Annotated in this window: 22 protein-coding genes; 16 read left to right on the top strand and 6 right to left on the bottom strand. The window is 68.7% G+C overall.

Annotation, left to right across the window (positions count from 1 at the left end):
• The first annotated feature begins 65 nt into the window (after window positions 1–65).
• From EV644_RS12175 to EV644_RS12185, 3 genes are read left to right on the top strand one after another with little or no spacing between them, the layout of a single operon-like run.
• Window positions 66–878 (top strand): class I SAM-dependent methyltransferase, encoded by an 813-nt coding sequence (locus EV644_RS12175; protein ID WP_132197021.1) that lies wholly within the window; start codon window positions 66–68, stop codon window positions 876–878.
• Window positions 871–1,449: a bifunctional DNA primase/polymerase gene (locus EV644_RS12180; protein WP_255511473.1), complete on the top strand. Its 579-nt coding sequence runs from the start codon at window positions 871–873 to the stop codon at window positions 1,447–1,449. Before EV644_RS12175 ends, EV644_RS12180 begins: the two co-directional genes overlap by 8 nt.
• Window positions 1,450–1,462: 13 nt before the next feature.
• Window positions 1,463–2,338 (top strand): MarR family winged helix-turn-helix transcriptional regulator, encoded by an 876-nt coding sequence (locus tag EV644_RS12185; protein ID WP_132197023.1) that lies wholly within the window; start codon window positions 1,463–1,465, stop codon window positions 2,336–2,338.
• A gap of 102 nt (window positions 2,339–2,440) precedes the next feature.
• Here the strand turns inward: EV644_RS12185 and EV644_RS12190 are convergent, their stop codons facing one another.
• A complete protein-coding gene (locus EV644_RS12190) occupies window positions 2,441–3,565 on the bottom strand; it encodes a TIGR03118 family protein (RefSeq protein WP_132197025.1) in 1,125 nt (374 codons plus the stop codon).
• A gap of 115 nt (window positions 3,566–3,680) precedes the next feature.
• Between EV644_RS12190 and EV644_RS12195 the strand changes: the two genes are divergently transcribed.
• Together EV644_RS12195 and EV644_RS12200 are read left to right on the top strand one after the other, a co-directional pair.
• Window positions 3,681–3,893 carry a RidA family protein gene (locus EV644_RS12195; protein WP_241999413.1) on the top strand — a complete coding sequence of 71 codons (213 nt, stop codon included), beginning with the start codon at window positions 3,681–3,683 and terminating at the stop codon, window positions 3,891–3,893.
• A 107-nt stretch (window positions 3,894–4,000) separates the two neighbouring features.
• Window positions 4,001–4,819 (top strand): PhzF family phenazine biosynthesis protein, encoded by an 819-nt coding sequence (locus EV644_RS12200; RefSeq protein WP_132197027.1) that lies wholly within the window; start codon window positions 4,001–4,003, stop codon window positions 4,817–4,819.
• Here the strand turns inward: EV644_RS12200 and EV644_RS12205 are convergent.
• Entirely contained in the window at window positions 4,816–5,454 is a 639-nt protein-coding gene (locus tag EV644_RS12205; protein WP_132197029.1) for a hypothetical protein, read from the bottom strand. The genes EV644_RS12200 and EV644_RS12205 overlap by 4 nt on opposite strands.
• A 330-nt stretch (window positions 5,455–5,784) precedes the next feature.
• Between EV644_RS12205 and kdpF the strand changes: the two genes are divergently transcribed.
• From kdpF to EV644_RS12240, 7 genes are all read left to right on the top strand, one after another.
• Entirely contained in the window at window positions 5,785–5,874 is a 90-nt protein-coding gene (gene kdpF, locus EV644_RS12210; RefSeq protein WP_132197031.1) for a K(+)-transporting ATPase subunit F, read from the top strand.
• Window positions 5,874–7,535 (top strand): potassium-transporting ATPase subunit KdpA, encoded by a 1,662-nt coding sequence (gene kdpA, locus EV644_RS12215; RefSeq protein ID WP_132197033.1) that lies wholly within the window; start codon window positions 5,874–5,876, stop codon window positions 7,533–7,535. Before kdpF ends, kdpA begins: the two co-directional genes overlap by 1 nt.
• Before the next feature lie 62 nt (window positions 7,536–7,597).
• Window positions 7,598–9,616, top strand: a complete 2,019-nt coding sequence (kdpB, locus tag EV644_RS12220; RefSeq protein ID WP_255511474.1) for a potassium-transporting ATPase subunit KdpB — start codon at window positions 7,598–7,600, stop codon at window positions 9,614–9,616.
• 15 nt (window positions 9,617–9,631) lie between these two features.
• Window positions 9,632–10,279 carry a potassium-transporting ATPase subunit C gene (locus tag EV644_RS12225; protein WP_132197037.1) on the top strand — a complete coding sequence of 216 codons (648 nt, stop codon included), beginning with the start codon at window positions 9,632–9,634 and terminating at the stop codon, window positions 10,277–10,279.
• A 23-nt stretch (window positions 10,280–10,302) separates the two neighbouring features.
• The gene (locus EV644_RS12230) at window positions 10,303–12,879 is read left to right on the top strand and encodes a sensor histidine kinase (RefSeq protein WP_132197039.1); all 2,577 of its coding nucleotides are present in this window, start codon (window positions 10,303–10,305) and stop codon (window positions 12,877–12,879) included.
• On the top strand, window positions 12,876–13,553 hold the full coding sequence (locus EV644_RS12235) for a response regulator (RefSeq protein ID WP_132197041.1): 678 nt from the start codon (window positions 12,876–12,878) through the stop codon (window positions 13,551–13,553). Before EV644_RS12230 ends, EV644_RS12235 begins: the two co-directional genes overlap by 4 nt.
• 21 nt (window positions 13,554–13,574) lie before the next feature.
• Window positions 13,575–14,591, top strand: coding sequence for a magnesium and cobalt transport protein CorA (locus EV644_RS12240; protein ID WP_132197043.1), 1,017 nt, complete (start codon window positions 13,575–13,577; stop codon window positions 14,589–14,591).
• A 24-nt stretch (window positions 14,592–14,615) separates the two neighbouring features.
• Here the strand turns inward: EV644_RS12240 and EV644_RS12245 are convergent, their stop codons facing one another.
• The gene (locus EV644_RS12245; protein ID WP_199239759.1) at window positions 14,616–14,810 is read right to left on the bottom strand and encodes a hypothetical protein; all 195 of its coding nucleotides are present in this window, start codon (window positions 14,808–14,810) and stop codon (window positions 14,616–14,618) included.
• Window positions 14,811–15,118: 308 nt separating this feature from the next.
• Between EV644_RS12245 and EV644_RS12250 the strand changes: the two genes are divergently transcribed.
• The gene (locus EV644_RS12250) at window positions 15,119–15,964 is read left to right on the top strand and encodes a prenyltransferase/squalene oxidase repeat-containing protein (RefSeq protein ID WP_132197045.1); all 846 of its coding nucleotides are present in this window, start codon (window positions 15,119–15,121) and stop codon (window positions 15,962–15,964) included.
• Window positions 15,965–16,128: 164 nt separating this feature from the next.
• Window positions 16,129–17,355 (top strand): SGNH/GDSL hydrolase family protein, encoded by a 1,227-nt coding sequence (locus EV644_RS12255; RefSeq protein ID WP_132197047.1) that lies wholly within the window; start codon window positions 16,129–16,131, stop codon window positions 17,353–17,355.
• 10 nt (window positions 17,356–17,365) lie between these two features.
• Here EV644_RS12255 and EV644_RS12260 read toward each other — a convergent pair whose 3' ends face one another.
• The 3 genes from EV644_RS12260 to EV644_RS12270 form a co-directional block, all read right to left on the bottom strand.
• The gene (locus EV644_RS12260; RefSeq protein WP_241999414.1) at window positions 17,366–18,787 is read right to left on the bottom strand and encodes an aromatic amino acid lyase; all 1,422 of its coding nucleotides are present in this window, start codon (window positions 18,785–18,787) and stop codon (window positions 17,366–17,368) included.
• Window positions 18,788–19,767: 980 nt separating this feature from the next.
• The gene (locus tag EV644_RS12265) at window positions 19,768–20,013 is read right to left on the bottom strand and encodes a type B 50S ribosomal protein L31 (protein ID WP_132197049.1); all 246 of its coding nucleotides are present in this window, start codon (window positions 20,011–20,013) and stop codon (window positions 19,768–19,770) included.
• Window positions 20,010–21,155 carry a CobW family GTP-binding protein gene (locus EV644_RS12270; RefSeq protein ID WP_132197051.1) on the bottom strand — a complete coding sequence of 382 codons (1,146 nt, stop codon included), beginning with the start codon at window positions 21,153–21,155 and terminating at the stop codon, window positions 20,010–20,012. Before EV644_RS12270 ends, EV644_RS12265 begins: the two co-directional genes overlap by 4 nt.
• A 155-nt stretch (window positions 21,156–21,310) precedes the next feature.
• On the opposite strand from EV644_RS12270, the gene rpmG reads away from it, so the two are divergent.
• Together rpmG and rpsN are read left to right on the top strand one after the other, a co-directional pair.
• Window positions 21,311–21,478: a 50S ribosomal protein L33 gene (rpmG, locus tag EV644_RS12275; RefSeq protein ID WP_132197053.1), complete on the top strand. Its 168-nt coding sequence runs from the start codon at window positions 21,311–21,313 to the stop codon at window positions 21,476–21,478.
• A gap of 9 nt (window positions 21,479–21,487) precedes the next feature.
• A complete protein-coding gene (gene rpsN / locus EV644_RS12280; protein WP_132197054.1) occupies window positions 21,488–21,793 on the top strand; it encodes a 30S ribosomal protein S14 in 306 nt (101 codons plus the stop codon).
• Window positions 21,794–22,383: the final 590 nt, after the last annotated feature.

Here is a 22,383-nt window from a genome sequence, read left to right on the forward strand (position 1 = left end):
CTGCCCCGGGTTGCCCCGCGATCTGGCCTGCCGTCGGGCTGGACCGCTGATCAGACTCGGCTGGCATGACGACCCAGTTGGATATCGAGGCCCACTACACGACCCGGCACGACGAGGCGACTCGGCTGAGCTCGACCTTGAAGGGCCGGCTGGAACAAGCCCGGGTTCACGACCTGCTCACCCGCTACCTCCCCGAACCTCCCGCGGTGGTGGCGGATATCGGTGGCGGACCCGGAGTACATGCGAGCTGGTTGAAGGACCGCGGGTACGAGGTCGAGCTGCTCGATCCCGTGCAGCACCACGTGGAACAAGCCACGGCCGCAGGGATCACCGCAGTACAAGGGGATGCACGGCGGTTGCCGTGGGAGAACGAGTACTTCGACGCTGTGCTCCTGGCCGGTCCGATGTATCACCTGCCGGAGGCGGCGGATCGGCGGCTGGCGCTGCGCGAGGCGATCCGGGTGATCCGGCCCGGCGGGTTCATCGCGGTGGTCGCGATCAACCGGGCGGCGAACCTGATCGGGTCCATGCTCGCCAACACGTTGCTGCTGCGGCGCGGGATCGTGGCGGACATCCTGGAGACCGGGTTCAGCCCGGACAACGACCGGATGGCGGAGACGACGTACCACACGACCACGCAACTGCGGACGGAACTGACGAACGCCGGGCTGCGCTCCGTGACGGTGCACGGTCTGACCGGGCCAGGCGGCTGGCTGACGGTCGCGATCGACGCGCACTTCCGGGACGTGCCGTTGCCGGAGAGCCTGCGGGAGCCGGATCCGTTGAAGACGGCGCTGGAGTGCTCGCGGCTCGCCGATCGCTGCCCGGAGTTGACGCCGTCGAGTTCGCTGCTGTTCGCGGTCGGCCAGCGTGCTTGATGGCTGGATCCGGGGCGGCCCGGCTCGCAGGCTGCGTGAACGGGCCATCCGGTACGCCGTGAACGGGTGGCCCGTGGCGCCGCTGGTCGTGCCGCGCCTCGGACGATGTCCGTGCGGGAGGGGGTGCGTGGATCCGCATCTTGCCGGTGAGGCCGTGCGGGACGGAGCCCGGGCGGAGGTGGTGTGGCGGGAGCGGCCCTGGGAGATCGCCTTGCTGGCCGAGGGATTCGAGGTGCTCGACGTCCCACCGGAGTACGGCGCGCTGCTGAATCAGCAGTTGAAGGCCACCTGCCCGACGGCGATGGCCCCCGTCGGCCGGCGCTGGTGGTTCTTCCTCGTGCCGGGGTCGATGGAGCCGGAACGGGTCGCCCGCGCCGGCGGAGTGCTGCACTCCGCCTCGCCTGCTGCTGGACCGCGTGCTGCTGCTGGAGCGGGTACGGCGGTCGGGTGGGTGGCGGCGCCGGGGACGGTGCTGGAGTCGACCGGGCGGATTCGGTGGCTGGTGCATCCGTACCTGACCCGCTGGCAGCCGTACCAGCGGAGGGACGCTGTTGACCAGGTATTTCTCTGACTATAGTCAGACAATGGTCATCGCTGACGTCAGGAGATTCAACCGGACGGTCACGCAGCGGATCGGTGCGCTGAACGACGCCTACATGTCCCGGGACCGCCCGCTCGGGCAGGCGCGGGTGCTCTGGGAGATCGGGGCGGACGGGTGCGACCTCCGCTCGCTCCGGTCTCGGCTCGACCTCGACTCCGGCTACCTGAGCCGGCTGCTCCGCGCCCTCGAGAGCGACGGGCTGGTCGAGGTCGAGCAGAACGGCGACGACGGCCGGGTGCGCACGGCCCTGCTGACTCCCCAGGGTCTCGCCGAGCGGGCGGTGCTGGATCAGCGGTCCGACGAACTCGCCGCGTCGATCCTCCAGCCGTTGAGCGACAAGCAACAGACCCGGCTGGTCGCCGCGATGGGCGAGGTCGAGCGGCTGCTGATCGCCTCGACGGTCCAGGTCGCGATCGTCGACCCACGGCACCCGGATGCGCGGTTCTGTCTGCAGTCGTACTTCGACGAGCTGGGTGAGCGCTTCGAAGCCGGGTTCGACCACGCCCGGAGCATCTCCGCCGGCGTCGACGAACTCACCTTGCCCGCAGGCCTCCTGCTGGTCGCGACGCTGCACTCCGAGCCGGTCGGGTGCGGCGGCCTGAAGTTCCACGACGGCGAACCCACCGAGGTCAAACGGATGTGGGTGTCGCCGGCCGTGCGCGGTCTCGGCCTAGGTCGGCGTCTCCTCACCGAGTTGGAGAACCAAGCAGCCAACTACGGCTCCGCAGTACTCCGTCTGGAAACCAACAAGAACCTGACCGAGGCGATCTCCCTCTACCGCGCGGCCGGCTACCACGAGGTCCCCGCCTTCAATACCGAGCCCTACGCCCACCACTGGTTCGAGAAATCGCTCGCCTGAACCCCGGCAGCCCTCGCGCCGAAGTCTCAGGCACGCCTCCGTGGAGAGAGGCTGAGGATCCCCCTGGCATCCTCAGCCTCTCGATCCCCCGTGAGTCGTGGGTTACGGGTGGCGCAGGACGCCTACGAGGCCGTGGGTCTCGTTGTCGATACCCGCGGAGAACAGGAGGGCGTCGGTGCCGCCGGTGGTAGCCGTGCCCTGCAGGAGCGCCCACAGGCCGGGGATCACCAGAGTGCGGCCGGTGGCGCTGTTCTTGACCTGGCCGGAGATCTTCGAGGCGAAGCGGCCGTCTGACTTGGGCTCGATGACGTTGATGCGGCCGTCGCCGAAGTTGCCGACCAGGAGCGAACCCGCCTGCTTACCCCACGAAGCAGGAGCGATCGCCAGACCCCACGGCGCGTTCAGGGTGTCGCGGGAGGCGATCCGGGTGACGAACTTGCCGTCCACCGTGTACTCGTCGACGAAGCCGAGGCCCCGGCCGCTGGCGTTGCGGCCCGTCGCCGGGTCGACCTTGGCGTAGGCGACGAAGATCCGGCCGTTCAGCGTCTGCACGTTGAACGGGTTGAAGCCCTGGGGCAGGTGGAAGTCCCGGAACGCCCAGGACGGCTGCGCGACCTTCTGGAAGGTGCTGTTGAACACGTCGATCCGGCCCTGCGCGAAGTTCGCGGCGTACAACTGGTCGCCGTTCTTGGCGGTCGCGATGGCGAGGCCGGTGTAGGCCGCGCCGGGCACGGTCGCCTTGATCTCGGCGGCGCCGATCAGCGGGCTGACCGGCGGTCCCCAGGCGGCGATCTGGCCGGTCAGGGTGGCGAAGATGAAGCGGGCCGGCGCGCTGACGGTGCCGTTGCTGAGCACGAACCCGGTGCCGGGGTTGCTGACCTGGCCGGTCGGGGCCGGGACGGTCACGCGGATGGTCGGCACCTTGGTCGCGGTGGTCGCGCCCGGGGCCGAGGAGTAGAGGGTCGAGGACGAGGTGCCCTGGTTGGAGACCCAGAGCGGCGAGGTCGGGCTGAGCGAGAGGCCCCACGGGTTCACCAGGTCGGCGTCGAGCAGCGGCGCCTTGCCCGGCACGTCCGAGACCAGATTGACCTGCTGTACCGCGAGGTCGCGCGAGCCATCACCGTGAGAGTCGTGCGCGCTGGCGGTACTGGGCGCGACCAGTGCGAGCCCACCGAGAACGGCGGTCGCGACGGCGAGTGGCCGGCCCTTGGTACGGAAAAGCGACATGACACATTCCTGTCACTAGGAAGCTGAACAACCCCAACACGTGTGGCTGAAGCTGCCGGTTCAACCCTTTTCAAGGTATTCATGAGGACCGGATCACGACCCCGAGGGGAAACCGATGAACGCGCTCGCCATCCAGCCGCTCAACCCGCCGATCCTGCCGGCGGCGACGGGGAACTACACGCACGGTGTCCAGGTGAACGGAGCCGGGCGGCTGGTGTTCGTCAGCGGGCAGGTGCCATGGGCTGACGGGCAGGGCCAGATCCCGGCCGCGTTCGAGGACCAGTGCCGGATGGTCTGGCGCAACGTGCTCGCCGTCGCCGCCGGCTGAGCCTGTACTCCGGCCCGCGGGTCGCGCCCGGCGGGCAAGGCTGGTGTGGCCAGTGGTCGGGGAGTGGCTATGGATCGATGGGGGCGTGGTCACCTAGCGTCGGGCGTATGCGGATCAGGATCGTCGACGCGTTCACCGACCGGCCCTTCGCGGGCAACCCGGCGGCAGTCTGCCTGCTGGCAGCAGGTCCCTGGCCGGACGAAGCCTGGATGCAACAGGTGGCAGCGGAGATGAACCTCTCCGAGACCGCCTTCGCGCGCCCGCTCCCGGCCGGCGAGGACGCCGACTGGGACCTGCGCTGGTTCACCCCCGCGGTCGAGGCCCAGATGTGTGGCCACGCGACCCTCGCCACCACCCACGCGATGGCGGCCGACGGCCTGCTCGGCGGTAAGGTCCGCTTCAACAGCCGCAGCGGCATCCTGGTCGCCGAGGTCGGCGCGGACCAGGCGATCACACTCGACTTCCCCGTCTCGGTCCCGACGGCCATCGAACCGCCGGAAGGCCTGACCGCCGCGCTCGGAACCGAGCCGTCGGAGGTCCACCGCACCGATCCGCTCGGCGATCTGCTGGTGGTGGTCGAGGACGAGGCGACTGTCCGCTCCGCAACCCCGGACCTGGCTGCCCTGGTCGAGCTCACCCGAGCCAACGGCCTCCGCGGCACCATCCTGACCGCCCCGGCCACGGCCGCGGAGTACGACTTCGTCTCCCGGTTCTTCGCCCCGGCCCAAGGAATCCCCGAGGATCCGGTGACGGGCAGTGCCCACACCGGGCTGACGCCGTACTGGGCGAAGCGCCTCGGGCGGGATCGCCTGGTCGGATTCCAGGCGTCCACCCGAGGCGGCGTCGTGCACGTAGTACTGGCAGGTGAGCGGGTCTACCTCACCGGCCGCGCGGTCACCGTGCTGGACGGTGACCTCACCATCTAGGCCCAGGTCTCCGCGTGGGTGATCGCACCGTTCGGCGCGCTCAGCTCGGTCAGCACGTCCTCGGCATCCGCCTCGAGCGGCTCGAACGGATACTCCGGTACGACGTACGCGCGGGCTCCGGCGACCAGGTCCACCCCGGGCAGCTCGAACCACGCCTCGCCGACCTCGCGGCTGATCTCGTAGATGGCCTGCTCGGCCGACTCCACCGGCTCCCTCTCGCCGGACTCGTCCAGCTCGGCGGGGTGCCGCTCCTGGGCGGTCCGGCCGGCCTCGAGCAGGGCCTCCAGGTCGACCACGCGCAGGTCGAACCGCGACACCACGCTGATCACCTGGTCCTGCTCCTCGGGCTCTTCCTCGTCCTCTTCGTCCTCGAGCTCGTCGTCGAGCAGCAGCGGCGCGGTCCCGGTGTGCTCGAAGACGGCGTCGTTCCAGCCCTCGACGAGCTCCTCCAGCGCGGCGTTCTGCTCGTACAGGCCGGCCTGCTCCTCGTCGCCGGTCATCGCCAGCAGGGCCTCGGTGTGGGCCTGCAGGCGCTCCGCCAGCAGGCGGCTCGCCTCGGCCAGCGCCTTGCGCGACTCCTCGGAGAAGAACTGCTCCCCGGTGGTCGTGAGCTCCTGGTTGTCCACTTCAGTCACTGAGTTCGTCCCTAACTCTGGTGGGGGCCTCTGGTTGCCAGGCGTAAGTATGCGCACTCGGCTGCCGCAGACGAAGTCGTGTCCGGAAACAGGCGGGTTTATTCCCCGGCCGCCCGCTCGGGCCTCCCGTGTGAGAGAGCCGTGAGAGGTGTGTGAGTGGCTGTGAGAGGCCTGCGAGAAGGCTCCTGACCGGGCAGCCAGCGGTGTGCAGTGGCCGCATGACCACTTTTGTCGAGGGGTGGGGCCGGCCATGAAAGACGTGCTGTTCCTCGCCGTGACCATTGCCACGTTCGCGACCGTCTGGTTCGCACTGCGAGGGGTGGAGAAGCTGTGAGCACTGAGAACATCGCCGGCCTCGTGGTGGCCGCGGCTCTGGTCCTCTACCTGATCGCCGCCCTGATCTTCCCCGAGAGGTTCTGATGTCCGACACCGCAGCCGGTCTGCTTCAGATCGGCCTCCTGGTCGCGCTCCTGGCGGCCGTCTACCGCCCGCTGGGCGGTTACATGGCCCGGGTCTACACGTCCGAGAAGGACTCCCGGGTCGAACGAGGTACCTACAGACTCCTGGGGGTCGACTCCAAGGCAGACCAGACGTGGGCCGTCTACGCCCGCTCGATCATCGCCTTCTCGGCCATCAGCATGATCCTGCTCTATCTGATCCAGCGGCTCCAGTCCCACCTGCCGCTGTCCCTCGGTCTGCCCAACGTCGAACAAGGGCTGGCCTTCAACACCGCGGCGTCCTTCGTCGCGAACACCAACTGGCAGTCGTACTCGCCCGAGGTGACGATGGGCCACCTGGTCCAGTTCGCCGGCCTCGCGGTGCAGAACTTCCTGTCCGCCGCGGTCGGCATCACCGTCGCGGTCGCGCTGATCCGCGGCTTCTCCCGGTCCAGGACCGAACGGCTCGGCAACTTCTGGGTCGACCTGACCCGGACGGTGATCCGGGTCCTGCTGCCGATCGCGGTACTGGGCGGTCTGGTCCTGGTCGCGATGGGCGTGGTGCAGAACCTGTCGGGTGGTCATGAAGTGGCCTCCGTGGTCGGCCAGAGCCAGACGCTTCCCGGTGGTCCGGTCGCGAGCCAGGAAATCATCAAGGAACTGGGCAACAACGGCGGTGGCTTCTACAACGCCAACTCCGGGCACCCGTTCGAGAACCCCAACGGGTTGTCGAACCTGTTCGAGATCTTCCTGATGCTCGTGATCCCGGTGGCACTGACCCGCACCTTCGGCCTGATGGTGAAGGACAAGCGGCAGGGCTACGCGATCCTCGGCGTGATGGCCACCCTGTGGACCGCGTTCACCTTCGCCGCGACGATCTTCGAGGTCAACGGCGCCGGTACTGCGACCCGCGCGGCCGGGGCTGCGATGGAAGGCAAGGAGACGCGGTTCGGGGAGTGGGCGTCCACCCTTTTCACCTCGACCACGACAGGTACCTCGACAGGTGCCGTCAACGCCGCGCATGACTCGTACACCCCACTGGGCGGCGGTACCGCGCTGTTCCACATGATGCTGGGAGAAGTCACACCAGGCGGTGTCGGCGCCGGTCTGTACGGCATGCTGGTACTGGCCGTGCTGGCGGTCTTCGTGGCCGGCCTGATGGTCGGACGGACCCCGGAGTACCTGCGTAAGAAGATCACCGCGCGCGAGATGAAGCTGGTCTCGCTCTACATCCTGACGACTCCCAGCTTGATCCTGATCGGCAGCGCGGTCGCCATGGGGCTGGAGACGGCCCGGGCATCGATCTTCAACACCGGCAGTCCGCACGGGTTCTCTGAGGTGCTGTACGCCTTCACCTCGGCAGGTAACAACAACGGCAGCGCGTTCGGCGGTCTCAGCGCGAATGTTCCGTTCTACAACACCGCGCTGGGCCTCGTGATGCTGCTCAGCCGGTTCCTCCCGATCGTCCTCGTGCTGGCCCTGGCCGGCTCGTTCGCCCGGCAGCAGCCGGTTCCGGTGAACGAGGGCACGCTCCCCACCCACAAGGCCCTGTTCGTCACGATGCTCGTCGGCGTCGTGGTGATCGTCACCGGCCTGACCTACTTCCCCGCACTCACTCTCGGACCCCTCGCGGAGGGACTGTGACCACGCTGTTGAAGACCCCTGCGCCGACCCCGGCGCAGGCGGCGAAGAAAGCACCGTCGGGTCTGTTCGACCCGAAGATGCTGCTGACCTCCCTGCCGGACGCGCTGCGCAAGCTCGATCCGCGGGTGATGGTGAAGAACCCGGTGATGTTCGTGGTCGAGGTGGGAGCCGTCGCCTCGACGATCCTCGCCTTCACCGACTCCAGCGTGTTCGTCTGGTGGATCGTCGTCTGGCTCTGGCTGACCGTTGTCTTCGCCAACCTGGCCGAGGCAGTCGCCGAAGGGCGCGGCAAGGCCCAGGCCGACACGCTGCGCCGGGCGAAGACCGAAACCGCGGCTCGCAAGCTGTCCGCGGACCGCACCACCGAGCAGGAGGTACCGGCCGCGTCGCTGCAGCTCGGCGACCTCGTGGTGGTGGAGGCCGGTCAGGTCATCCCGGGCGACGGTGACGTCGTCGAGGGTGTCGCCAGCGTGGACGAGTCGGCGATCACGGGCGAGTCGGCTCCGGTGATCCGGGAGTCCGGCGGTGACCGGAGCGCGGTCACCGGCGGGACGAAGGTGCTGTCGGACCGGATCGTGGTGAGGATCACCACCCGGCCGGGGGAGAGTTTCATCGACCGGATGATCGCCCTCGTCGAGGGTGCGTCGCGGCAGAAGACGCCGAACGAGATCGCGCTGAACATCCTGCTGGCCAGCCTGACGATCGTGTTCTTGATGGCGACGGTGACCCTGCCGCCGTTCGCGGACTACGCGGGTGTCAACCTGAGCATCGTCGTGCTGGTCGCACTGTTGGTGTGTCTGATCCCGACGACGATCGGTGCGTTGTTGTCGGCGATCGGCATCGCGGGTATGGACCGGCTGGTGCAGCGCAACGTGCTGGCGATGTCGGGCCGCGCGGTCGAGGCGGCCGGCGACGTGAACACGCTGCTGCTGGACAAGACCGGCACGATCACGCTGGGCAACCGGCAGGCGTCGGAGTTCATCCCGCTGGCCGGGGTCACCGAGACCGAGCTGGCCGACGCGGCCCAGCTGTCGAGCCTGGCCGACGAGACCCCCGAGGGCCGTTCGATCGTCGTCCTGGCGAAGACGCAGTACGGGCTCAGGGAGCGCACCACGGGAGAGTTGCCGCACGCAACGTTCGTGCAGTTCACCGCGCAGACCCGGATGAGCGGGGTCGACGTCGACGACCGGCAGGTCCGCAAAGGTGCGGCCGGCGCCGTGAACGCCTGGATCAGCAGCCAGGGCGGCAAGGTCGACAACGCGCTCGGCGAGGTCGTCGACGGCATCTCCGCCTCCGGCGGCACGCCGCTGGTCGTTGCCGACAGCAAGGGCGGGGTGGCCCGGGCGCTCGGCGTCATCCACCTGAAGGATGTGGTCAAGGAAGGGATGCGGGAGCGGTTCGACCAGATGCGGGCGATGGGCATCCGGACGGTGATGATCACCGGTGACAACCAGTTGACCGCGAAGGCGATCGCCGAGGAGGCCGGGGTCGACGACTTCCTGGCCGAGGCGACGCCCGAGGACAAGATGGCGTTGATCAGGAAGGAGCAAGAAGGTGGCCGGCTGGTCGCGATGACCGGTGACGGCACCAACGACGCTCCGGCGCTGGCGCAGGCCGATGTCGGGGTGGCGATGAACAGCGGGACGTCGGCGGCGAAGGAGGCCGGCAACATGGTCGACCTCGACTCCAACCCGACCAAGCTGATCGAGATCGTGGAGATCGGTAAGCAGTTGCTGATCACCCGTGGTTCGCTGACCACGTTCTCGATCGCGAACGACGTGGCGAAGTACTTCGCGATCCTGCCGGCGTTGTTCGCGGCGGCCTATCCGGGCCTGGACAAGCTGAACATCATGCGGCTGGACTCGGCCGAGTCGGCGATCCTGTCCGCGGTGATCTTCAACGCGCTGGTGATCGTGGCCCTGGTGCCGCTGGCGCTGCGAGGAGTGCAGTACAAGCCGTCGTCGGCGTCGGCGATGTTGCGGCGCAACCTGTTGATCTACGGCGTCGGCGGGCTGATCAGCCCGTTCATCGGCATCAAACTCATCGATCTGCTGATCTCGCTCATCCCGGGCATCGGCTGAGAGGCATAGAAAGAAATGGCTAGCAGACTCCCCGCGACCTTCCGTCAATTCGGGGTGGCGACGCGGGCGCTCGCAGTGTTCACGATCGGGCTCGGTGTGATCTACCCGCTGGCGATGACCGGCGCCGCACAGGCCCTGTTCAACGACAACGCCAACGGCTCGATCGTCCAGGTCCACGGCAAGGACGTCGCGTCCGACCTGATCGGTCAGGCCTACACCAAGCAGGCGACCAAGGACGGCAAACCGGAGGTGGACGCGGACGGTGCGCCGGTGATGGTCGCCGACCCGCTGTGGTTCCAGACCCGGCCGTCAGCAGTCGACTACGACGCCATGGGCAGCGCGGCCTCGCAGCTCGGCCCGAACAACGCCGACCTGCTGGCGGCGGTCCAGGAGCGCCGCAAGGCCGTCGCCGACCTGGAAGGTGTGGACCCCGCGCAGGTGCCGCCGGACGCCGTCACAGCCAGTGGCAGCGGCCTCGACCCGCAGATCAGCCCGGCGTACGCCGCCCTGCAGGTCGACCGCGTCGCGCGCGAGCGGGGCCTGGAGGTCACCATGGTCAAGCAGTTGGTCAAGGACAACACCCAGGGCCGCACCTTCGGCTTCCTCGGGGAGCCACGGGTGAACGTGGTCACCTTGAACAACGATCTTGCCGCCCTGAAGTAGGCCCCGGCTGAGACGATGGATGTATGAGTAGCAGTGGTCGCGGGCACCTGAGGGTGTACTTGGGTGCCGCGCCCGGCGTCGGCAAGACCTACAAGATGCTGGGCGAGGGGCAGCGGCGGCGGGAGCGCGGTACGGACGTGGTGGTCGGTTTCGTCGAGACCCACGGCCGGGAACACACCGCCGCCATGCTCGACGGCCTCGAGGTGATTCCCCGGCGGATCCTCGACTACCGCGGGGCCAGCTTCACCGAGATGGACCTGGACGCGGTACTGGCCCGGCGGCCCGAGGTCGCGCTGGTCGACGAGCTCGCGCACACCAATGTGCCGGGCAGCCGGCACGCCAAGCGCTGGGAGGACATCGACGCGCTGTTGTCCGCCGGGATCGACGTGATCTCGGCGGTCAACATCCAGCACCTCGAGTCGATCAACGACGTTGTCGAGAAGATCACCGGCGTACCGCAGCAGGAGACCGTGCCGGACCGGGTGGTCCGGGCGGCGGACCAGATCGAGCTGGTCGACATGACCCCGGAGGCGCTGCGCCGCCGGATGGCGCACGGCAACGTCTACGCGGCGGACAAGGTCGATGCTGCCCTGGGCAACTACTTCCGGGTCGGCAACCTCTCCGCTCTGCGGGAACTCGCGCTGTTGTGGCTGGCGGACCGCGTCGACGCCGGGTTGCAGCAGTACCGTTCACAGCACGACATCGACTCCACCTGGGAGGCGCGCGAGCGGGTTGTCGTGGCGCTCACCGGCGGGCCCGAAGGCGAGACCCTGATCCGGCGTGCCGCCCGCATCGCCGCCCGTTCCTCCGGCGGGGATCTTCTCGCAGTCCACATCACCCGGTCCGACGGACTGACCGGGGCCAACCCCACCACGCTGGAACAGCAGCGCGACCTGGTCGAGAGCCTCGGTGGGACCTACCACCAGATCGTCGGCGACGACATCCCGGACGCCCTGCTGTCCTTCTCCCGCGCCGAGAACGCCACCCAGCTGGTGCTCGGCGGCAGCCGCCGGTCCTGGTTCTCCTCGCTGCTCGGCCCGGGGATCGGCGCCGGCACCATCCGCGAGTCCGGCGACATCGACGTCCACATCGTCACCCACTCGGAGATGGGGCGCGGCCGGCTGCCGCGCCTGCACGGCAGCCTGTCCCGCCGTCGGCAGGTGCTGGGGTTCGTGCTCGCGGTCGCGCTGCCGCCGGTGCTGGCGCTACTGCTCGGCCTCGGCGGCGACACGCTGAACCTGACCAGCAACGTGCTGGCGTTCCTGCTCGCGGTGGTGGTGGTCGCCCTGGTCGGCGGCCTCTGGCCCGCGATCCTGACCGCGGTCGCCGGCAGCCTGGTCCTGAACTACTTCTTCACCCCGCCCACACGTACCTTCACGATTGCCGAGGTCAACAATGCCCTCGCGCTGGGCATCTTCGTGCTGGTCGCGGGGCTGGTGAGCTCGGTCGTCGACCGGGCCGCCCGCAGGACCCGGCAGGCGGCCCGCTCAGCGGCCGAGTCGGAGACACTCGCGACCCTGGCAGGCACCGTGCTTCGAGGTGAGACTGGTTTGCCGGCACTGCTCGAGCGGGTTCGGGAGGCGTTCGGGATGACCAGCGCCTGTCTGATGGAACGCATCGACACCGACGAGCTGGTGGAGACCTGGCGCCCGCTCGCCTCGGCCGGTACTCCGACCTGCCGCCGCCCGGAGGACGGAGACGCCGAGATCCCGGGCCGGGAGGACCTGGTCCTGGTCCTGCAAGGGCGAACGCTGGCAGCGGACGAGCGCCGGCTGGTCGGCGCCTTCGCGGCGCACGCGGCCGCCCTGGTGGATCGGATGCGGCTGAGTGAGGCGGCGGCGGAGGCCAAGCCGCTGGCCGAGGCCGACAAGCTCCGTACGGCGCTGCTGCGTGCCGTCGGCCACGACCTACGGTCGCCACTGGCCTCGGCGAAGGCGTCCGTGACCAGCCTCCGCAGTGACGATGTGGAGTGGACCGAGGACGAGCGGGACGAACTGCTCGCGACAGCCGACGAGTCCCTCGATCGGCTGGCGCGCCTCGTCGACAACCTGCTCGACCTCAGCCGCCTGCAGGCCGGCGTCCTCCCGGTCTTCAACCGGCCGATGGCGCTCGACGAGATCCTGCCCGGGGCGCTGGCCGAGCTGGGTGACGACGCTGACCGGGTCAGGGTCGACATCCCGCACACCCTCCCCCTGGTCGACGCCGATCCGGCGCTGCTCGAACGCGTGATCGCGAACCTGCTGGCCAACGCGATCCGCTACTCGCCCCTGGGCCGTCCGCCGGTGGTCACGGGCAGTGCGCTCGGGGACGTGGTCGAGGTCCGCGTCATCGATCGCGGTCCGGGCATCCCGCCCGCCGAACGCGGCCGGGTCTTCGCCCCCTTCCAGCGGCTCGGGGACACCGACAACACGGTCGGGGTCGGCCTCGGCCTGGCGCTGGCCCGCGGTCTGGCCGAAGCGATGCACGGCACCGTGCAGCCGGAGGAGACACCCGGCGGCGGTCTGACCATGGTCGTCTCGATGCCGTCGGCAACCTTGCGGCCGGGAGACACCCCGGTGCCCGGCAGCCGGGAACGCTCCGAACCGGAGGTCAGGGGATGACCCGGATCCTGGTGGTCGACGACGAACCACAGATCGTGCGGGCCCTGCAGATCAACCTGAAGGCCCGGCGGTACGAAGTACACGTGGCCGGCAGCGGTACGGCGGCGCTCAAGGTGGCGGCGCAGTACCCGCCGGACCTGGTCATCCTCGACCTCGGGCTGCCGGACTTCGACGGTGTCGACGTGATCCGCGGGCTGCGCGGCTGGACCGAGGCGCCGATCCTGGTGCTGTCCGGGCGGACCGACAGCACGGACAAGGTGGAGGCGCTGGACGCCGGTGCGGACGACTACGTCACCAAGCCCTTCGGCATCGACGAGTTGCTGGCCCGGATGCGCGCCGTACTGCGCCGCAGCAACCTGGCCCAGGACCAGCCGGTGGTCACTGTCGGCGGTGCCCAGGTGGACCTGTCGGCGAAACGGGTGACACTGGACAGCGGGGAGGACGTTCGCCTGACGCCGACCGAATGGCACCTGCTGGAGGTGCTGATCCGGCACCCGGGCAAGCTGATGTCCCAGCGACAGCTGCTGACCGAGGTGTGGGGGCCGGGGTACGAGACGGCCAGCGGCAACCTGCGCTTCTACATGGGGCAGCTGCGGCGCAAGCTCGAGGCCGACCCGGCGCGACCCGTGCACCTGCTCACCGAGCCGGGCATGGGCTACCGCTTCGAGCCCTGACCACTGGAAGGGAGGCCGGCGTTGACGATCATCGACAATGCCGTCTACGTCGACGGGCACCGGGCCTGTGAGCCCGCCACCCTGGACGAGACCTACGAACTGCTGCGGGACCGGCACGGGATGGGGTGGATCGGCCTCTACCGGCCGGATCCGGTCGAGATGGAGTCCGTCGCCGACGAGTTCGGCTTCCACCGGCTGGCGGTCGACGACACCATCTCCGCGCACCAGCGCCCCAAGCTCGAACGCTACGGCGACGTGCTGTTCACCGTACTGCGGTCCGCCCGGTACCTGGACGACGTCGAGCGGGTCGAGTTCGGCGAGCTGCATGTCTTCACCGGCAAGGACTTCGTCGTCACCGTCCGGCACGCGGAGTCGCCCGATCTCGGTCTGGTCCGCAAACGCCTGGAGGAATCCCCCGAGCTGCTGAAGCTGGGCCCCGAGGCGGTGCTCTACGCGATCTTCGACCAGGTGGTGGACGAGTACCAGCCGGTGATCGACGGTCTGCAGGACGACATCGACCAGATCGAGGACCAGGTCTTCGGCGCCGATCCCGAGGTGTCCCGGCGGATCTACGAACTGCTCCGCGAAGTGGTCAAGTTCATGCGCGCGACCCAGCCGCTGTCCGGGATCATCGCCGATCTGCGGTCCGGTTTCGAGAAGTACGGGGTCGAGGAGGAACTGCAGCGGTACCTGCGCGACGTGGCCGACCACGTCGAGCGGGTCGTCGAGCAGGCGGCCGGCTTCAAGGTGCTGCTGATCAACCTGATCGGCGTGAACGCCACCCTGGTCGGACAGCGCCAGAACGAGGAGACGCAACGGCTGTCCGAGCTCAGCCTGCGGCAGAACGAGGAGGTCAAGCGGATCTCTTCCTGGGCGGCCATCCTGTTCGCCCCGACGCTGGTCGGCACCATCTACGGGATGAACTTCGTCCACATGCCCGAGCTGAACTGGCGGCTCGGCTATCCGTTCGCGGTGGTGCTGATGTTCCTGGTCAGCGTCGGCCTCTACACCATCTTCAAGAAGAAGGGCTGGCTCTAGTGCCGTGCGTCGGAGGGCACTAGCTCAGCCCTTGCTGACCGACACCAGGGTCGGCGCCACGTCCTGCTCCGGTTCGTCGTCGGGGACGCGGAACCGGAGCCGGCAGACCACCGCGTCGGTGTCCTTGCGGAGGGCATGTGCCAGCAGCGCGCCGCGGTTGTTCTGCAGGATCCGTTGCCACAGGTGCTCCGGCTCGACCTCCGGGATCAGCACGAACACCGTGGTGATCTCCAGATGGCGGACTCCGCCGGTGCTCGTCGTACAGGGCGACGAGGAGGACCTCCGGGTTCCACGCCTGCCAGTCGTCGAGCAGCTTGACGAACCCCGATGGTCTGAACCTGACCGGCCTGCTCCGCGCTTCCGGCACGATCGGCCCAGTCCGGCGCGCCTGCTCACAACATCCTCGTGGTCGCGACGGCAATACCAACACGGTCCTCACGGTCGCAAGGGCTGCTGCGGTTCAGGAGTTCTCCCGGATGTCTGATTCCTTCAAGACGAGTTGGGTGCGGAGACGGCAAGCTGAGCGCATGGACATCTTCAACGCTGGTCGTGACTTCGTACGCCAGGAAGGCCGGCTGGTCGAGCGCCGGCTGTTCGCCACGCTCTTCGAGGACGCCGATCCCGTCGGCGTGGTCGACGCGCTGCGCGGTTATCAGAACGCCGACGGCGGCTTCGGTCATGGGCTGGAGCCGGACAAGCGCTGCCCGGACAGCCTCCCCCTCGACGTCGAGGCTGCCTTCGACAACCTGCTCGCCGCCGGCGCCCGGGACGAGGACATGGTCCGCCGGGCGTGTGACTGGCTACAGACCGTCGCCACCCCGGAAGGCGCGGTCTCGCTCGCGTCCCCGGCGATCGAGGGATATCCGCGGGCCGAGCACGTGAGCGAGTGGACCTACGTGCCGGGTCTCAACCCGACCGCGGGACTGGTCGGCCGGCTCTACCGGCTCGGCTTCGAGCACCCATGGCGCGACGCTGCCGCCGCCTGGTGCACGAAGGCCCTGGCCGACGACGGATTCCCTGAGGACGCGCACGGGATGCACGAGGTGCTGGAGTTTCTCGAGCACACCGAGGTCGACGTCGCCAAGGTGAAGGAGTGGTTGCCGAAGCTGTCGTGGTACCGCGCCGACGCGGCCGACCCGTCGTACGGGGTGACGCCGTTGCACTTCGCGCCGACGCCGGACAGCTTCTGGCGGCAACTCTTCACTGACGCCCAGATCGAGGGCCACCTGGACCGGCTGGTCCAGGACCAGCAGCCCGACGGCGGCTGGGTGCTCACGTGGGAGCCGCCGGGTGCCGCGGCGACGCTCGAGTACCGCGGTGTCGTCACGGTCAGAGCTCTGCAGACTCTGCAGGCCTACGGCCGCCTGGGCTGACAGCCAGGTTGCTCGCATCCGCCTGAGCAGCTTGGCCGATACCGGTCAGACCTGACCGGCTGTCGCAGGGTTCGGACCGTTCGCCGATGACGGGGTTGCCTGGGTCGGCGACGCTGGGTGGGATCGAGGTGACACCCCGTATCCGCCCGATCGAAGGTGGTCTCATGCGTCGCATCAAACACTTCGCCGCCGCTCTGGCCCTGCTCCTCGTCCCGATCGCACCGGCCTCGGCTGTCACCCAGTCCGCGTTGTCCCCGGACTGGGTCGGCAGTTGGGCCGTCGCGGTCACCCCGCCTGGTACCTCCGGGATCTCGGCGACGGGAGTCACCGACACCACCCTGCGCCAGGTCGCCCACCTGTCCGTCGGTGGACCGGAGCTCCGGCTGAGGCTGTCCAACGCCTACGGCACCGCCCCGCTCGTCGTCGGCAAGGTGACCGTCACTCCTCGCGGCGACGACCTGGCCGGTACGCCGACGGTCGACCCGGCGCCGCTGGTCCCGGTCTCCTTCGGTGGTCGCACCGCCGTCACGATCCCGGTCGGCGCCGAGTGGATCAGCGACCCGGTCCGGATCACCGTGCCCGACGACACGGATCTGGTGATCAGCACCTACTTCCCGGGCACGACCGGCAAGTTGACCCAGCACCCGGCCGGGTACGCGACGGGCTTCTCCGCCGCGGGCGATCAGACCAGCGGCGGCGGGTCGGAGTACCAGGCGCTGCCGGGGATGGCGCGGTACATCATCGAGGGCGTTGACGTGAAGAGCCGGGTGGGTGGCTCGGTGGTGCTGTTCGGCGACTCGATCACGGACGGCGTGGTCTCCCCGATCGACCAGAACCTGCGATACCCGGACCAGTTGGCGGACCGCCTGCTCGCCGAGCCGGCATCCCGTGAGCTCGGCGTGCTGAACGCCGGGATCAGCGGCAACCGCCTGCTCAGCAACGCCGGTACTGCGGGAGACTCGGCGCTCGCGCGGTTCGACCGGGACGTGGCCGCACAGACCGGAGCGCGGACGGTGGTCCTGCTCGAAGGGATCAACGACATCGGCGGAAGCCTGGGTGCGACCGATCCGGCCGACCTGATCGCCGTGCACCGGCAGTTCATCCAGCGCGCACACCAGGCCGGGCTGAAGGTGATCGGCGCGACGCTGACCCCGTTCGAGGGCGCCGGGTACTACAGCGCCGAGGGTGAGGCGGACCGGCAGGCGCTGAACCAGTGGATCCGGACGTCGCGGGAGTACGACGGTGTCGTCGACTTCGACAAGGCCGTCCGTGATCCTGCCCAGCCGTCGAAGATGCTGCCCGCGTACGACGTGGGCGACCACCTGCACCCGAACGCGGACGGCTTCAAGGCGATGGCTGCGGCCTTCGACCTGAAGGCGTTGAGCCGCTGATCTCCTGGTCCTAGCCCGCTTCGGCGGGGTGCTCGACCTGGCGGTCGCCCCACTGCGTGAGCAGTCCGCGGGCGATCTCCAGGTCGTCCCGCAGCGATCGATCCTTCAGGTCACTCGGCAGCGCGGCCAGCGCATCAGCCAGCCAGGGTCCGATCGCGGCCGGCGCGAGCTGCTCCGGCTCCAGATCCGCCAGCCGGACAGCACGAACCGCCGTCACCAGCTCACACGCCAGCACGTCCCGCAACGCATCAAGCAACTGCGCAGTCAGTACTGCGGCCTGCGGCGCGAAGCTGGCGTGGTGCTCGGCTCCACGGGACAGGGTCGCCGTACCGAGGGTGGCGGGCTGTGCGGTCGAACGGACCGAGGCGAGCGCGTCGTGCGCGACGTACTCGATCATCATCACGCCCGAGCTGGCCTCCGCCCCGCTGGCCAGGAATCGGCTCAGGTGGGTGAAGTCCGGATCGACCAGGTTCGCGACGCGCGAGGTGGAGAGCGTAGCCACGCTGTGCAGGCTGAGTCGCAACGAGTCCAGCGCCAGCGCGATCGGCATCGCGTGCCAGTTTCCGTTGTGCAGCACGGTGTCCCCGGCGACCAGCGGGTTCTCCGCGGACGCGTTGATGTCGATCATCAGAGCGTTGCCCAGGGCATCGACATGGTCGACGGCCGGGCCGAGCACCTGGGCGAAAGCACGCAGGCCGAACGGGTCCTGTACCCGGGCCGGCGGGATCGGCAGCCCGTCGAGCAGCCCGCGCATCCGCCGGGCCACCCGGACCTGGCCCGGCTGCGGACGAGCCTCGTGCACGCGGACGTCGTACACCTCGGCATTGCCGCGGAGCGCGACGTGGGAGAGCCCGCCGACCAGCGGTACGACGTTGATGAGGGTGGCCGCTTCGACGTACGCGAGGCAGCACTCGGCCAGGGTGATCGCGTTGCTGGACAGCAGCGGGAGGGCGCTGGTGCCGTCGATGACGTCGCCCAGGGCGAGCCCGAGCTCGGCGAGTGCGCCGAGGTCGCCGGTCCCGATCGCGCCACCGCGATGCAGGTCGGGCAGGTCGTCATCGTTGAGCAGGGCAACGATCGCGTCGGCGACGTCCGGAGCGAGCCCGGACCCGCCGGAGGCGAGCTGGTTCACCCTGATCAGCAGCCCGAGCCGGACGACATCTCGCGGGTACGACGAGGTCCCGGTGGTCGAGTGGGACGCCAGCAGCCGGGCGCCGTGCTCCGGGTCGGACGTCAGCACATCCCGGTTGGCCCCGACCCCGGTGGTCCGCCCGTACACCGGCCGGTGCAACGCGATCTCGGCCACCGCGGCCGCCGAGTCCGCCATCCGCTTCCGCGCATCCTCAGCCAGCTGCACAGGCGTCCGCCGCTGCTCGAGCGACACCGCGTCCAACGGCGTCAGCCCCACCCCAGAAATCTCGATCGGCTCCACCCGCCCAGTGTGAGCCCCACCCCACCCGGCCGCCATGTACCTCCACCCCGCTGCTGTCTGAAATCCGAGACGCTCCCACCGCGACAATCCCGACCCGTCGAGCGGCCGAACGGTCACGGCGCGCCCCGGCGTCTCGCCTCGTCCACCAATTGCGGCCGAGGACACCAAGTGGAGACCTCGACCACCATGTCGGGCCCTCGAACACGAAACACCCTGTCCCCACCACCGACAACCTGTCCGAGGTCCCCAACCCCACCCCGCCAGCAACTCCACATCGACCCAAGCAGGTCCCGATAGCGGGTCGTTCGGCCGCTGGCGCCTTACAAGCCGCCAGCCATCGAACAGCCCGCCAGTGGACCCCGAAAGAGCCACACGCCGCCGACCAACCCGCCAGCCTGCCAACAAACCTGCCAGTGGACGAACAACCCGCCAGTGGTCGAACGACCCGCCAGCGCGAACCCTCGAATCGCCGCAACCACCACTCCTCGGGGCGAAACCCACCACCCCTAGGACCCGCTGCCGTACCGAAGGACAGGAAGTAGTCGCCGCGCACACAACCCCGGCTGCACCCCACGCCTGGAACCTCGGCGACCACCCAGGTATTACCTGTCCCTCGGTACACCCCGGCCCGAAAACATCACCCCGGACCCGGCTCAGACCCCTCCGCCGGATCCGCGTAGCTGCGTCCTTCCCTGGTCGGGGTGGGGTGAGTCAAGAGTCGAGCTTGCTCGATCCCGAAGGGACGCGAAGCGCTCTTGACGCACACCAGCACGACTAGAACACTCACGCAGCGGAGACCGCGAACCACCCGCGCCTATGCCTGCGCGAACGACTCGTCCGGCGTACCGGCGTACCGGCGGTCACCCCCGCGGCTGGTCATGTCTCGGGCGTGGCGCAGAGGTGTGATGGGGACAAAGCAAACGGCCCGCCGATCCCGTGAAGGGAGGATCGGCGGGCCGTTCTGAGTTTTATTTGGGGCGTCAGATCTTGCCGTAGCGCTTCTTGAACTTCTCGACGCGGCCCTGGGTGTCCATCACGCGCTGCTGGCCCGTGTAGAACGGGTGGCTGGCGGACGAGATCTCGACGTCGACGACCGGGTAGATGTTCCCGTCGTGCCACTCGGTGGTCTCGTTGCTCTCGCGCGTGGAGCCGGTCAGGAAGCTGAAGTTGCCGGACTTGTCCCTGAAGACGACCCGGCGGTAGTCGGGGTGAATGTCCTTCTTCATGCAGCGGTACTTCCTTCCAGGTAAGGGGCGAACGGGTCGGTCATCGTGCTGTCCCACTCATCCGCACGAATGACACAACCATCGAGCAGCCGCGCTAATTCCCGGACGTCCAGATCGATCCCGGTGATGGACAGGTACGACGCCCGGTCGCCGTGTTCGGGGTGCCACTCGAGCGCCGAACGGGCCTGGTGCGTCTGCCCGACCTCGGACCAGCGCTCCGCCGGCAGGTCCGCGAGCCACGGACCCAGGACGCCGAGCGCGATGTTCGTGCCGAAGCTGTCCCAGCCGAGCCGCGCGTGCGGCTGCGAGGCTAGCCAGACAGTGCCCTTGCCCCGGGCGGTCCCGGCGACCAGGTCCTCGAGCGCGTCGTACAGCCGCTCAGGGTGGAACGGTCTCGTGGACTGCCACACCAACGTCTCCACCCGGCCCTCCGATTGCAGCGGAGCGCTGATCGACCCGGGTTCGACCCACGTCTCAGCCGCATCCGGATCATGAAGCCGTACTCCGGACAGCTCGGCGGCCGTCTCGGTGGTCCGGACCAGAGCCTGCGGGTTCATCGCCTCCGCAAGGGCCCTCGCCACCTGCGCCTGCGCCCCTTCAGGCTCGTCGGCGTGGAGGATCACGGCATTGGCGTACTCGACCTGTCGGACCAGGACCTCGGCGATCGCCCGGCCGTCCTCGGGGGCGGTCGGAATACCGCGATCGTGGATCAGGTCCTCACTGGTGACGTCCTCGGTGAAGGTGGCCGTGTCGAGCACGGTGAGTACCGAAATCACCCGCAGGTCGTCACCGGCATCGCGGGCGATCTCCTCGGCCAGTGCCTGGGTGTCACCCGCGCCGGGGACCGACACGATCACCGAGCCGTACTTCCCGGTCGCGGCGATGCTGACCAGGAGGGGGACAAGGGAGCCTCGCATCGCGCAGGACACGCACGGGTGTCCCATCCGGATCACCTCGCGGTCGATCACGCCGGACGTGCTGCGCGCGATCCGCAGTACGGACCCGCCGGCCAGGCCGCTCACGTCGTACTCGACAAGCACTGCTGTGGCCGGCTCGGCGGTGTCGAGCAGGGTGGTCGCGACGGTGCCGCGGGAGGGCTCGTCGACGCCTGTCAGCAGGGTGATCGGCAGGTGGCTCGGCATGACACCTCTCGTCTTATTGAAAACGATAACCAATACAACGTACACTGCTGCCGAGCGGTTCCGGAAGGACGGCGGTCCGGAATACCCGACCGGGCGACTGGCGTTCACCGTACAGAGGTTCAACGGCACCACTGGGTGCCTGGAGGGAAGGTCTGATGGCCAAGCACAACGACGTCCGCCCGATCGTCAAGCTGCGGAGCACCGCGGGGACCGGTTTCACCTACGTGACCCGGAAGAACCGCCGGAACGACCCCGACCGGCTGACGATGCGCAAGTACGACCCGAAGGTCCGCCAGCACGTCGACTTCCGCGAAGAGCGGTAAAGCCGGCACGTGGCGAAGACCAGCAAGATCGTCAAGAACGACCAGCGCAAGCAGACAGTCGCCCTGTACGCCGAGCGCCGGGCGGAGCTGAAGCGGATCATCGCCGATCCGGCCACTCCGTTCGACGCCCGTGGCGAGGCGCAGCTGAAACTGCAGAAGCTGCCGCGGGACGCCAGCCCGATCAGGGTGCGCAACCGCGACGTGGCTGATGGCCGGCCGCGCGGGTACCTCCGCAAGGCAGGCATCTCCCGCGTCCGCTTCCGCACCATGGCCCACCGTGGGGAGCTCCCGGGGATCACCAAGTCTTCCTGGTGATGCGGGAATAGCTCCCCGGAGGAGCTGGTTACAGCAGATGTCGTCCAGTGCATGACCCCCGGGCCTCACACTTCGCCGCTACGAGCGGCCACTCGCCGAGAGGCGTCTGCTGGACGATGCGGTACTTGGATGGGTGGGAGCGGATCCTTCGCTCCCACCCATCTACCGTCTCTCCGTCACCCGGCTTGAGTCGTGGTGCATGATGGGGAGACGAGCTCGCGGAGACGTGAGTGACTGGTGTGGCGAGAGGGACTCCCGGGCCTCGATTTGTATCTTGGGCCCGAATGTCAGTAATGTTCTTCTTGTTGGAGCGAGTGCGGGACGCGAGAGCGGCCCGGTTGCTCCAAACTCCCTGAAGGTCCAAGGAGCTGAGACACGCCTCGAGCGGGTTTCAGTTACACAGACATGCAGGGGGACTGGGACAAAAGAAGCCGATTTGACCGGCTTCGGACAGAACAGTAAAGTTACGCAGGTTGCCCCGGAGTCCAGGCCGAAAGGCTGGGGATGCGGTGTGCGTCCGATTCTTGAGAACTCAACAGCGTGCCGAAAGTCAATGCCGAAATACAGCTTTAACCCCGTTCACGGCATTG

The sequence above is a fragment of the Kribbella orskensis genome, from assembly GCF_004342085.1.
Lineage (GTDB): Bacteria > Actinomycetota > Actinomycetes > Propionibacteriales > Kribbellaceae > Kribbella > Kribbella orskensis.

Excerpts from the sequence above, each read along its gene's own strand:
- EV644_RS12230 (WP_132197039.1), top strand. The coding sequence starts at position 10,303 with ATGAGTAGCAGTGGTCGCGGGCACCTGAGGGTGTACTTGGGTGCCGCG.
- EV644_RS12190 (WP_132197025.1), bottom strand. The coding sequence starts at position 3,565 with ATGTCGCTTTTCCGTACCAAGGGCCGGCCACTCGCCGTCGCGACCGCC.
- rpmG (WP_132197053.1), top strand. The coding sequence starts at position 21,311 with ATGGCCAAGCACAACGACGTCCGCCCGATCGTCAAGCTGCGGAGCACC.
- EV644_RS12270 (WP_132197051.1), bottom strand. The coding sequence starts at position 21,155 with ATGCCGAGCCACCTGCCGATCACCCTGCTGACAGGCGTCGACGAGCCC.
- EV644_RS12200 (WP_132197027.1), top strand. The coding sequence starts at position 4,001 with ATGCGGATCAGGATCGTCGACGCGTTCACCGACCGGCCCTTCGCGGGC.
- EV644_RS12250 (WP_132197045.1), top strand. The coding sequence starts at position 15,119 with ATGGACATCTTCAACGCTGGTCGTGACTTCGTACGCCAGGAAGGCCGG.
- EV644_RS12225 (WP_132197037.1), top strand. The coding sequence starts at position 9,632 with ATGGCTAGCAGACTCCCCGCGACCTTCCGTCAATTCGGGGTGGCGACG.
- EV644_RS12195 (WP_241999413.1), top strand. The coding sequence starts at position 3,681 with ATGAACGCGCTCGCCATCCAGCCGCTCAACCCGCCGATCCTGCCGGCG.
- EV644_RS12185 (WP_132197023.1), top strand. The coding sequence starts at position 1,463 with ATGGTCATCGCTGACGTCAGGAGATTCAACCGGACGGTCACGCAGCGG.
- EV644_RS12265 (WP_132197049.1), bottom strand. The coding sequence starts at position 20,013 with ATGAAGAAGGACATTCACCCCGACTACCGCCGGGTCGTCTTCAGGGAC.
- EV644_RS12175 (WP_132197021.1), top strand. The coding sequence starts at position 66 with ATGACGACCCAGTTGGATATCGAGGCCCACTACACGACCCGGCACGAC.
- EV644_RS12255 (WP_132197047.1), top strand. The coding sequence starts at position 16,129 with ATGCGTCGCATCAAACACTTCGCCGCCGCTCTGGCCCTGCTCCTCGTC.
- kdpA (WP_132197033.1), top strand. The coding sequence starts at position 5,874 with ATGTCCGACACCGCAGCCGGTCTGCTTCAGATCGGCCTCCTGGTCGCG.
- EV644_RS12235 (WP_132197041.1), top strand. The coding sequence starts at position 12,876 with ATGACCCGGATCCTGGTGGTCGACGACGAACCACAGATCGTGCGGGCC.